The organism is Paenibacillus taihuensis (genome assembly GCF_003386535.1).
GTDB lineage: Bacteria > Bacillota > Bacilli > Paenibacillales > Paenibacillaceae > Paenibacillus_Z > Paenibacillus_Z taihuensis.
Genome location: NZ_QTTN01000018.1, coordinates 22421 through 34116 on the forward strand (window position 1 = coordinate 22421; position 11696 = coordinate 34116).

11 protein-coding genes are annotated in these 11696 nt (G+C 51.8%); 6 read left to right on the forward strand and 5 right to left on the reverse strand.

Features of this window, described 5'->3' with window-relative positions; all coding sequences use genetic code 11:
• Positions 1-373 precede the first annotated feature (373 nt).
• The gene (locus A8990_RS15805) at positions 374-1192 is read right to left on the reverse strand and encodes a phytanoyl-CoA dioxygenase family protein (RefSeq protein WP_116190013.1); all 819 of its coding nucleotides are present in this window, start codon (positions 1190-1192) and stop codon (positions 374-376) included.
• Positions 1193-1310: 118 nt separating this feature from the next.
• Between A8990_RS15805 and A8990_RS15810 the strand changes: the two genes are divergently transcribed.
• Positions 1311-2165, forward strand: coding sequence for a helix-turn-helix transcriptional regulator (locus A8990_RS15810; protein WP_116190014.1), 855 nt, complete (start codon positions 1311-1313; stop codon positions 2163-2165).
• Positions 2166-2529: 364 nt separating this feature from the next.
• Positions 2530-2979, forward strand: a complete 450-nt coding sequence (locus tag A8990_RS15815; RefSeq protein ID WP_116190015.1) for a DUF4395 domain-containing protein — start codon at positions 2530-2532, stop codon at positions 2977-2979.
• Between the two features lie 68 nt (positions 2980-3047).
• Here the strand turns inward: A8990_RS15815 and A8990_RS15820 are convergent, their stop codons facing one another.
• Both A8990_RS15820 and A8990_RS15825 read right to left on the reverse strand, forming a co-directional pair.
• Positions 3048-3914 carry a patatin-like phospholipase family protein gene (locus A8990_RS15820; RefSeq protein WP_116190016.1) on the reverse strand — a complete coding sequence of 289 codons (867 nt, stop codon included), beginning with the start codon at positions 3912-3914 and terminating at the stop codon, positions 3048-3050.
• Positions 3915-4061: 147 nt separating this feature from the next.
• Positions 4062-4550: an HPP family protein gene (locus tag A8990_RS15825; protein WP_181909599.1), complete on the reverse strand. Its 489-nt coding sequence runs from the start codon at positions 4548-4550 to the stop codon at positions 4062-4064.
• 376 nt (positions 4551-4926) lie between these two features.
• Between A8990_RS15825 and A8990_RS15830 the strand changes: the two genes are divergently transcribed.
• Positions 4927-5844 carry an aldo/keto reductase gene (locus tag A8990_RS15830; RefSeq protein WP_116190018.1) on the forward strand — a complete coding sequence of 306 codons (918 nt, stop codon included), beginning with the start codon at positions 4927-4929 and terminating at the stop codon, positions 5842-5844.
• A 246-nt stretch (positions 5845-6090) separates the two neighbouring features.
• On the opposite strand, the gene A8990_RS15835 is transcribed toward A8990_RS15830, so the two are convergent.
• A complete protein-coding gene (locus A8990_RS15835; protein WP_116190104.1) occupies positions 6091-6897 on the reverse strand; it encodes an aldo/keto reductase in 807 nt (268 codons plus the stop codon).
• 312 nt (positions 6898-7209) lie between these two features.
• On the opposite strand from A8990_RS15835, the gene A8990_RS15840 reads away from it, so the two are divergent.
• The 3 genes from A8990_RS15840 to A8990_RS15850 all read left to right on the forward strand — a co-directional run bounded on the left by A8990_RS15840 (position 7210) and on the right by A8990_RS15850 (position 10384).
• Positions 7210-8520 (forward strand): ABC transporter substrate-binding protein, encoded by a 1311-nt coding sequence (locus tag A8990_RS15840; RefSeq protein ID WP_116190019.1) that lies wholly within the window; start codon positions 7210-7212, stop codon positions 8518-8520.
• A gap of 79 nt (positions 8521-8599) precedes the next feature.
• Positions 8600-9478, forward strand: a complete 879-nt coding sequence (locus A8990_RS15845; protein ID WP_116190020.1) for a carbohydrate ABC transporter permease — start codon at positions 8600-8602, stop codon at positions 9476-9478.
• A gap of 15 nt (positions 9479-9493) precedes the next feature.
• Positions 9494-10384, forward strand: a complete 891-nt coding sequence (locus tag A8990_RS15850; RefSeq protein WP_116190021.1) for a carbohydrate ABC transporter permease — start codon at positions 9494-9496, stop codon at positions 10382-10384.
• On the opposite strand, the gene A8990_RS15855 is transcribed toward A8990_RS15850, so the two are convergent.
• Complete coding sequence (locus tag A8990_RS15855) at positions 10374-11246, reverse strand: helix-turn-helix domain-containing protein (protein ID WP_116190022.1); 873 nt, start codon at positions 11244-11246, stop codon at positions 10374-10376. The two genes, A8990_RS15850 and A8990_RS15855, sit on opposite strands and share 11 nt — an antisense overlap.
• Positions 11247-11696: the final 450 nt, after the last annotated feature.

Here is an 11696-nt window from a genome sequence, read left to right on the forward strand (position 1 = left end):
GCACAAAAACGCGGAGAGTCGCGTGCCGGAGTCGGGTTTTTCGACTCTCGTTCACTCCGTCTCCAACCGAGCTGCCCCGCTCTGTCCCGCCCCGCCAAGCCCGCCTAAAAGATCACACACGTTCTCTCAGCACTCGAAACACTCCAATTAGTCATTGAGAGATCGCATACGTTCTCTCAGCATAGCGGATTGAGCATCTGTTCGGCGGGCAGGCGGAGCTGAACATCGACAGCACGTCCGGCGCTGGAACGACCGTCACGATTGATTTGCCCATCCAGTTTCGGGATTATTCGTTAGCGCGGCGAATCGGCTAAACAAACAAAAGGACTGCAACATAAGCTGCAGCCCTTCTTCTATCGCAAATTCGAGCAAATTACCATTGCCAAGGCATTTTCACTGGTGCGCCGACTCTTTCGCAGCGGAACAGGCTCTTCACTTCTTTGGAAGCCGCATCGTACGCTTCTTGCGGAACGTGGATCGAGCCGCCAGCGCCGTACCAGTCGTTGTTGTAGATAAGCGCGATGTTTGTGCGGTTCTCGTTCGTTACGTTCGGTGTGCCGCGGTGCCACATGCGGATGTCGCGGATGACGACCGAGCCAGCCGGCATATGGATTTTCTCCGAGTACATCGATTGCGCAGCCCGCAGCATTGGACCGTCGATCGACGTATGCTTCGTGTTCTCTGGATCAAGGTGCGTACCGCCAGGCCATACTTCAAGCGGACCGTTCTCGCCGTTAACATCCACGAGAGGAATGTTCATAACAAGGCTATAAGCAGGAAGCGCTACGCCAAGCTCAGGGAACAGCGGCGGCATATCCGAGTGAACGTTCTGGTAGTCGGAGCCTGGGCAAGCTGTATCCGACGCGAGGTACGTACAGCGAACGCCTTCGCCAAGAACGGCTTTGATAACGGGCATTGCGAATGCGTTAGCGATCATATAGTCGTTAATGAATGGTTGTAAAAAAGGCAGATGCATCTGTGCACGGTTCGTACCTGTGTTGTAGCCGAAACGCTCGATGTACTCATTGAAGATCGGAAGGAATGCATCCTTCAGTTCTTGTACTTGCCCAGGGGAGAGTACGCTTTCAAAACCGATATATCCATTTTTCTTAATTTGCTCAATGGCAATCTCAATTGTTTCCTGTTCTGGTACACCTGTCAATTTCTCTTGTTCTGTCAATTTCAATAGCATTTATGTTCACTCCTTTAATGTGGTTGACTTATGACTTGATTATACGTTGCATGCGCGAGGCTGTATTGTATAATGGAAGTGCGATTGTAAAAAAGTAAGAAAAAGTGGTGGATAAATTTTGACAACGAACGAAACGATGCTTACCGGGCTTGAGCAATTCATTGCCTTAATCGATACCGAATGGGCGGGGATGAACCTGCATTCCGGCGGGATTTGGCGGGATACAGGCTGGGACGGGCCTGGACGTGATTTCGAGCTGAGCTACTATATACAAGGAACGAATACGATTCGGCAGGACGGAACAACGGTGCAAGTGGCGCAGAATGATCTGCTCTTCCTGCCTGATACAATCCGTAATAGCAGCTGCGACGAAGGCAGCTTCAAAGTCATCTTCCTCGCCTTCCGATTCAGAGAGGAAGCACTGAATGTCCAACTTCGTCAGATCTACCAGACAATCGGTCTGCAATCGAAGCCGCTGGCTTTGCCTGGACTAGAGGAAGATTTTCTAGCGCTCATTACAGAGATGCGCTCGGGCAAGCCTTCGACTCATCTCATTAAACATCTGTTCATTCACATTCTTGTCAAAATCTATCGTGCGGTCAATCTGTTCCACGGACCGACGAAGTCGAAGACGCTCAAGCATGAGCCGATGATTCAGGAGATCATTAAGGATTTGAATGAAAACTACGGCGATCCGATCCCGCTTACGGAAATCGCGGAGAAGTACGAGCTTAACGAGCGGTACCTCAATCAAATCTTCAAAGGCGTCACCGGCATTCCGCTCGGCCGCTACTTGATGAAGATCCGCATCGAGCAGGCGAAGCGGCTGCTGCGAACGACTCATCTGCAGGTAACCGACATCGCGCTCGATACCGGCTTCTTCGATGCGGCTCACTTCTGCAAGTCGTTCAAGAAGTATACGGACTACACGCCGGCGGAGTATAAAGCGCGGATGGAGCAGGAAATGGTGTAAAGAGTTGCTGCAGCCGCGGCGGGCGCTAAGGAACTCCAGCAACGCTATTGGCCCCAAATGGCGGCTTTTCGGATTCTAAGGAACCGTAGCCACCCTATTCGAGTCGGATGAGCCTTAATTGACTGTCAAAAAGCAAATAGCGTGCCTGGAGTTCCTTACAGCTGAGAGAGGGTTATTTTCGTAATAACAAGCGCCGTACGAATCTTTAGGTTTTAATCCGATCGTACCGCCGCGCGCTCATTCAAAAATGGCATCTTCAGCTCAAAATTTTACTCGATTAATCCTACCTGAAAACTCAGAATTGGTGTATAATGAACGCAAAGCCTCACCAAACAGGGTTCACAGAATGGAGGAGGATCTTCGAATGGAACGTCCGAATGTGAATTTATCTTTTGAATGCGTAGACGAAGTCCCGCTCCACCGCATTCGCGGCAATCAGCTGGGCATCTTGATCAGTATCATCGCCAGCGTCCTGACCGGACAGCTATGGATTCTTATATTGCCGCTCATCGTACAGCTCATCAGCCGTACGTATGGCATCCGTTACAACTTGTTCGTCCGCGTACTGGCCCCGCTTCTTCCTGTGAGCGTCCGAACGGAAAGCCGCGAGCTGCTGCGCTTCAACAACCTGCTCGCGATCATTTTCCTCGCGGTCACGCTGATTGCGTATGGGCTGGATCTCACATTGCTGAGCTATATCAGCCTCGGCATGCTGACCGTCGCCGTCGTGCTCGCGCTAAGCGGATTCTGCATGGGTTGCTTCATGTACTTCCATTGGAAGCAATACCGTCTGCGGCGGAGAGCTTCTCATTAAAAAGCATCTATAAACATCAGGAAAACCCGACCTCACGCGGTCGGGTTTTTCTATGATCTAATCTATAACTAGTCCTGTTCCTGTTCCTGTTCCAGCCACGCTTTCAGCTTCGGCGCCAGCTGCTTCGCTTCCTCATAACCTTGCAAATACAGCGCGTCCAGTTTGGACGAATCGCGCTCCAGACGGCCCACGGTCAGCTTCTGCTGCGGCCGAATAACGAATACATTTCCCTTGCTCTCCTGCTCGGCAATATAGTCCAGCGTACCGTTATAGGTCGTATCCCGCGTCAGCATCTTCTGCACGAATTTCGGGAACTTGCGGTATGCTCGGCGAACGAAGTAGGAGAACTTATTCTTCGACTTGCGGTAGTTCTCATTGCGAGTGAGCACAAGCACATTGCGCTTATAGCCGTCACGCTCCGCCTGACGTACCGGAATCGGATCGGAGATGCCGCCGTCCAGCAGCTTGCGTCCCTTGTACTCAATTATCGGTGCGATAAAAGGAAGCGAGCTCGATGCACGCAGTACGGTCAGCAGATCGAACTCCGGATCGCTCTTGCGGTAATAGACCGTCTCGCCTGTCTCGATATCGGTCGTCCCGATGACGAATTCCTCCGGACTATCGTTGAAGGCGTCGCTATCGAACGGCACCAGCTTGTTCGGCAGCTCGTCGAAGATAAAGTCCATCCCGAACAGCTCGCCTTTCTTGAAGAGACCGCTCCACGAGATATAGCGCGGGTCGGTCACCCAATTCACGTTTACTTCCCGGTTCCGGCCAATCTGCCGGGAGAGGTAGCTGGCCCCCATGCATGCCCCAGCCGACACCCCGATGGTATATGGAAAAAAGAGATTTTGCTCCGCGAAATAATCAAGCACGCCGGCCGTATAGATGCCTCGCATGCCTCCGCCTTCAAGTATGAGTCCGATTGAATCCATTGCGTCTGCCTCCTGCGCCATTTGCTGCCTTTAACGCCGCTAACAAAGTTTGCTTCTATTATTTTAGCCAATCAAATTTGAGTAAGTCAATTTGTACATATTAAAATCCACAGCCTCTTCAGGCTGTGGATGACAGCATACCTCTATTTAGCTCGCAATATCGCGTTCTCCCGCAGTTTCCCGGCTGCCTGCGAGCAGCTCCAGCCGTTGTCCGAACCTGCGTTCCGCGAGCCCTGCCACATAGAGCACGCCCATGAGTCCGAGCAGTGCAGCCAGTACGGAAATCGGTATCGCCCACTTATGCGGGGAATGTGAGAAGAACGGAATGAGAGCAATCGCCGCGATCGGCGGCGCGTTCCACTTGAACTTCTTAATGAGCCAGATGGCAATGGCCACATTAATAAATAATGTAATGGCACTCGAGTACACCGATACGAGAACGGTGCCGATAATCGATGTGATAACCGCGCCTAAGAGGACTTTCGAGAGTTCCCTCATCGTAAAGTGCCGAGATATAAATAAGAAGCTGAACGCGCCAAGCGTCGGGAAAAATAACGTATCCAGAAACGATATGTGTAAGGATAGCCAATAGATCATCATGACATACAAGCAGATGATCAGTGTTTTCACATTCATAGCTACAATGATGCCTCCTTCATGTTGTGCGCCTAACCGAACCGCCGAACTAAACTTGCCTAAACCTCTGTCGTTGCTGCTTGAAGCTCCCATCGAATCCAAGCACTCTATCACTCTAGTACGCTGGCGCGTTAGTATACTGCGGACCACCGCGCAAAACAGGCGACCGATAATACATGCTCGGCCGCCTGACGTCTCTCTCACGTTGAAATCACTATGTTTCACGATATCATAGAATCGCCGGTCAGCCAAGCCCATAATTCCGACCAGATGTTCTTGAATCTGCCTCCTTGCGATGGCACCTCCGTTATGTCACAATCGGTAGGGGATGCACAGCATTTCCATTTTCCTAACGAAGGGGAGGACATCAATTCCAATGAGAACGATGAAGCTTGGTACAAGCACATTAGAAGTTCCCGTTCTGGCTGTCGGCTGCATGCGCATCAACTCGCTCAGCAAGACTGAGGCAGAGCGTTTCGTCCAAACATCACTAGAGGCAGGCGCAAATTTCTTCGATCACGCGGATATTTACGGCGGAGGTAAATGCGAGGAGATCTTCGCAGATGCCATACATATGAATGACGATATTCGGGAGAAAATCATTCTCCAGTCCAAGTGCGGCATCCGCCAAGGACAGTTCGACTTCTCCAAGGAGCATATCCTGGATTCGGTTGACAAGATTCTGCAGCGATTAAGAACAGACTACCTGGACATCCTGCTGCTGCACCGTCCGGATGCACTGGTTGAGCCGGAAGAAGTTGCGGAAGCATTCGATAAGCTGGAAAGCTCGGGCAAGGTGCGTCACTTCGGCGTATCGAACCAGAACCCGCTCCAAATCCAGCTGCTGAAGAAAGTGGTTAAGCAGCCGATCGTCGCGAACCAGCTGCAGCTCAGCATCACGAACGCGAACATGATCTCGAACGGCATCAACGTGAACATGGTGAACGATTCCGCGATCAACCGCGACGGCAGCATTCTTGATTTCTGCCGCCTGCATGATATTACAATTCAGCCTTGGTCGCCATTCCAATACGGCTTCTTCGAAGGCGTATTCCTCGGCAGCGACAAGTTCCCTGAGCTGAATGCTCAAATCGATGAGGTTGCAGCGAAGTATGGCGTAAGCAATACGACGATCGCAATCGCGTGGCTGCTCCGTCACCCGGCGAACATGCAGCCAGTTACAGGTACAACGAGCGTTGACCGCATCCTCGATTGCATCAAGGCAAGCGAAATCCGCCTGACGCGCGAAGAGTGGTACGCGATCTACCGTTCGGCTGGCAACATTTTGCCATAAGGGTAGTCAAAAGCAATCCAGCAAAAGCAAAACACCCTCGGGCTCCGAGGGTGTTTTTTGCATGTTAGGGCAAATAAATGGAAATATCCATTTATTTGGGTCGGATAGAACTCGATCAGGACGGATTGGCGGAAAATAGCTAGATTTATCCATTCATTTCGACCAAAACGCCGCGATTGGGCCTGAATAACTGGATATATACAGTTATTCAAAGCAATGCAACGCGTGCAGAGTTTTTGCCCCTCTCTACCAGCTCCACAACTGCTCGAACTTATCCGGGTCCATGCCCGACCGCTCGTTCCGGTTCAGGACGTTCAGCCGCTCGATATCGTCAGCCGACAGCTCGAAGCCGAACAGATCGGCGTTCTCGTAGATCCGCTTCGGATTGGCCGACTTCGGGATCGTCACGACGCCGTTCTGCAAGTCCCAGCGCAGGACAAGCTGCGCAGGCGTCCGTCCGTAGCGCTCGCTCATCTCCAGAAGGACAGGTTCGTCCAGCAATCGGCCGTACATAAGCGGACTCCAAGCTTCCAGCTGAATGCCCTTGCTCTTGCAATACTGATGTAATTCTACCTGCGTCAACCGCGGGTGATATTCCACCTGATTCACCGCCGGTACAACTTCGCATTCGGCAAGCAGCGTCTCGAGATGGCGAATCTGGAAGTTGCTCACGCCAATCGCTCGTACTTTGCCCTCGGCGTACACCTTCTCCAGCGCCCGCCATGTGTCCTGGAACGACGCCTTGATCGAAACCGGCCAATGGATCAGAAACAGATCCACATAATCGAGGCCCAGCTCGCTGATTGACCGATCTACAGCCTGCAGCGTCTTGTCATAACCGTGATCCGGATTCGCCACCTTCGTCGTTACGAAGATCTCCTCCCGAGGCACGCCGCTCTCGCGAACAGCCCGGCCAACGCCGCCTTCATTCAAATAAGCTGACGCCGTATCGATACTGCGATAGCCCGCTGCGATTGCGGTCCGCACCGCTGCCTCCACATGGGGGCCATCTTCCGGTTTACCTTGCCATACACCTAGACCAAGCCACGGCATTTCCACGCCATTGTTCAGTTTCACTCGACTTGAAATTGATAAAACCACGTAAACCTCTCCCTTCCTAAGCTTCCAAAAACTTGGAAGCGCGCATTACCTTCTTTATACCCTTTTCGCCCAAGCGTGACAAGGCTTTTCAAGCTTTAAGCACGTTAAGGATGATACGCCCAATATCATAAAAGTCCATATCTTGTACGAATTACGCACATTGAAACCGCTACCATTCAGGATTATAATCTGCTTACATCCGCGAACAGTCACGATATCGCCATTATTGGAAGATTTTCAATTTTGGAAGGGGTCGACTCGGAAATGAAGAGAAGTTTGAAGATTACAGCAGGCTCGATCGTCATTTTATCCATTGCACTGTCTGCGTCTGCTTGCAGCAGCGGCAAATCTGGTTCTGATGGCGAAGTGCTGCACCTGAAATGGAGCACGTGGGGCAACCCTGGCGAGCTGAAACGTTTCTACGAATTAACCGATCAGTACAACAAGGATCATCCGAAGACGCAATGGGAGCTCGTTGCTGTACCGAACGACGGTTATGAAGAGAAGATCATTACTCAGCTGCAAGGCGGCACTGCGCCAGATGCGTTCTACGCAGGCGACCAAACCGTCGTGAAGCTGATTGCGAACGGCTCGATTGCCGAGCTGACACAGCTGATGGACAAGCCGAGCAGCCCGATCAAAGCTTCCGACTTCGCGGAAGGCCTATGGGGCGGTTCCAAGAAGGGCGACCAAATCTTCGGCGTAACGGTTGACTGTAACCCGCTTGTTATTTACTACAACAAGAAAGTGCTTCAGGATGCCGGCATTACGGAAGATCCGCAAGCGCTGTACGAAGCTGGCCAATGGAACTGGCAGAAGCTCTCCGAGCTGACAGGCAAGATTCAGGCGGCAGGCAAGTACGGCCTCGTGCTGGAAGACTGGTCCGCACCGATCTATTCGTGGGTCACAACGAACGGCGGCAAAGTATACGATAAAGACCAAGGCGGCCAATTCGTTGGCGATAAAGATCCGAAGACAGTGGAAGCATTCCAATACCTTGCTGATAACGTGAAGAACAAGAACTTCGTGTTCTCCGGTTCCTTGCCGAAGGGCCAAGGTCCAGATGCCATGTTCATGGCTAACCAAGTCGGCTTCGGTATCGCTGGACGCTGGTGGGTACCGGAATATAACGCCAACACAGCGCTTCAATACGATATCGTTCCATTGCCTACAAATACTGGTCAGAAAATGGAGCCAGCAGGCATCCCTACCGCTTACATGGTTATGAACAAGAAGACAGCTCATCCGGACGAAACCTATGACTTCTTGTCCTACTTCGTATCGAAGGAAGGCCAAACGTTCCGTCTGAAGGGCGGCAATGCCGTTCCTTCCGTCTCCGGTGTAGATGATCTCGTTCTCGATAAGAATGCTCAGCCTGCGCACGCGCAGTACTTCCTTGACGCTCGTGAAATCGGCTACGCGCTCTGGCCGTCGGAATCCGCGGTACCAGGCGCATCTGACGTCGTGAAGGACAACTACGACTTGCTGCTGCTCGGCAAGCAAGACGCGGCGACGACGCTGACGAAAATGGCTGAAGGCGTGAATAAGAAGATCGCTGAAGCAACAGGCAAGTAATATAGCAAGGTTAAGTGAAGGGGAGGAATTCGTTCCGCCCCTTCTCTCCTATTCCATTCGAGCACCTCGGAGGTCCGTTATGAATCCTAAACGTTCAAACACCATATGGGGCTACTTCTTTATAGCACCGCAGCTGATTGGGCTCCTTACCTTCTCGCTGATCCCGCTAATTAGCGCGTTCGTGCTCAGCACGCTCGACTGGGACGGCTTCAAAGCGGCGACATTCGTCGGCTTTGACAATTTCAACTACGCCTTCCACAATCCCGACTTCCAGAAAGCAATGAAGAACACGCTGCTGTTCTCCGTCTTGACGGTGCCGGCAGGTATCTTCCTCTCTCTCCTTACCGCAGTCGCCCTCAATAACGTGCGGATGCGCGTCTTGTACCGTCTCTTCTTCTTCATGCCAGTCGTTACGAGTTCGGTTGCGGTTGCAATCGTCTGGATGTGGCTCCTGAATGGCGACTTCGGTCTGATTAACGTCATGCTCAAAACAGTATTTGGCGTCAAGGGTCCGCAATGGCTGACCGACCTGCATCTCGTGCTGCCATCGCTTGCGCTCGTAAGCATCTGGAAAGGCATCGGCTTTAATATGGTGCTGTTCCTCGCCGGCTTGCAGGGCATTTCCAAAGACTATTACGAGGCGTCAATGATTGACGGTGCGACGAGAATTCAGCAGTTCTGGCGCATTACGGTGCCGCTGCTGTCGCCGACGACGCTGTTCGTCACCATCATTGCCGTTATCGATTCCTTTAAAGTGTTCGATACCGCCTTCGTCATGACAAGCGGCGGACCGGCAAAGGCCAGCTACACGATGGTCTACCACCTGTACGAGCTTGCCTTCAAGAACTTCCAGTTCGGCAAGAGCGCATCGGCTGCCGTTATTCTGTTCATCATTATCCTTGTCTTGACCGTGCTGCAAACCTATTACTCCCGTAAATGGGTACATTACGCCGAATAAGGAGGATGGATGAACATGGAATCTGCTAAGACCGAATCAATTACACAGCTGCAGCAGCGTGCAGTCACTAAGCGCGCTTCACTCAAACTCAATATCCCAGGCATCATTCTCCATCTCATTCTCATCGTGGCTTCGGCGCTCATGATCGTCCCATTCTATTGGATGGTAACCAGCGGCCTCAAAGATATGTCGCAAATCTTCCTCATCCCGCCGACGATGTTTCCGCAGCCGTGGCACTGGGAGAACATCCACCGTTCCTTGACGGCGATGCCATTCGGAAAGGCTTACTTCAACAGCGCCTACATCTCGATTTTAATCGTTATCGGTCAGCTGCTCACTTGCTCCATGGCCGCGTTTGCTTTTGCCAAAATCAATTTCCCGTTCCGCAACGTCCTCTTCATCGCCTTCCTGTCGATGCTTATGGTGCCGGAGCAAGTCACAATCGTGCCGCTGTACATCATTCTGAAGAACTTCGGCTGGCTCGATTCGCATCTGTCGCTTATTATTCCGGACTCCCTGTTCAGCGCATTCGGCGTATTCCTGCTGCGCCAGTTCTTCATGGGTATTCCGCGCGACTTATCGGAATCGGCGTACGTAGATGGAGCAAACCAATTGACAATCTACATGCGAATTATGCTTCCGCTCGTCAAGCCGGCACTGGCCGCGCTTGCGATTATCGCCTTCCTCGGGACATGGAACAACTTCTTCCGTCCGGTTATTTTCTTAAGCACGACGGACAAGTTTACGGTTCCGCTCATGCTGAGTACGTTCAAAGGGCTGTATGTGACGGACTGGACGCTCATGATGTCAGGATCGACGATTGCGGTCATTCCGGTTCTCGTTGTCTACCTGCTTATGCAGCGCTACATTATTGAGGGTATTACGATGACTGGTATCAAGGGTTAGTGTTGACGTAGATGTAGGTATTGATCGGGTAATTGGCGTCGATATGCTGCTCGTACACGACATGCCGTTCAGCAGGCGACGCATATTTGCCTCTATAGGCAGAAGCGGAGATGCCGAAGTAAGCGGCGAACGTTCTGGAGAAGTAATGATTTTCGGTGTAGCCGCACTGGGATGCAATTTCATTAATGCTTAGCGTGCTGTGACGCAGATGATAGGCAGCGCGCTCCAGCCGAAGCTGGATGATCATTTGGCGAAGCGGAATGCCCACCTCGCGCGCAAACAATCGGGACAGATGCTCTTGCGACAGCTTGCAGTGCTTCGCGATATCTGCGACCGAGATGGGCTCGGCCAAATGGCGGCGCATATAGGCAAGCGCCTTGTTGACCATAAGGGAATAAGAGGAACCGGCGACGGTTTCTTTTTGTTTGGCACCGCTTAGCTGGTCGAGTTCATTGAGCAGCGCGGCAAGCAGGAATCCGCTGCGACTGCTGTCCTTGCCGGTATACGACACCTCGAGCAGGTGGCGAATCATCTGCTCCTCAAACCCGCCTTCGCGGATTGGGATGACGTCCGGTCCGCCTGCATCCAGCAGCGCAAGCTCGAACGATTCATCTATCGTAAAATGAATAAATTGATGCCTTGTCGCCGATGTCTCGCTGAACTGATACCCATGCTCCACGCCCGCCCTAGTAATGACCCAGCAAGGCTTGTCTAGCGTATAAACTTTCCCGGCGATATGGTACGTCGTTCCCGTTCCAATCGGGAAGTAGACCAGTTCATGCTGCTCCAAGCGGCGCAGCTCCAGCTTCCAATTACGTCGAACGACGAAATCCCCACACATGTGTACGACAGGCAGCTTCATAACGGTGTCATCAACTCCTATGTCATTGTAGGTCTTCCAGATATCCCCATCCCACCTGCTATTGTAAGCGATTCCAATAAAATTTTGAATAGACTGACAAAACTATATTTTTAACGTTCTTTTTCGACAATCGGGTAATGAACATCCACGACGGCACCGGGCTGAGGGTTTGGCAGCCGAATGATTAATTCTCTCTCTACAGGCGAATCGCCGGGGTTCCGGGCTGAGAGAGCGATATTTTGCTCCCTTAGTTGGCTCCGGAATGGGCCAGGTTACGCCGATTTTAGCCCCGAGAGCACTATGTTTGCATCAAACCTAACATGGAAGACGAATATTTCCGCCCTCCTACTTCTAACGGTTGCCACATCGCCTAATGTGCTCCAAATGACCATCTGAATTTTCTAACGGTTGTCAGCGCGCCTATTTGGTGATTTCCAGCTAATAAACAAC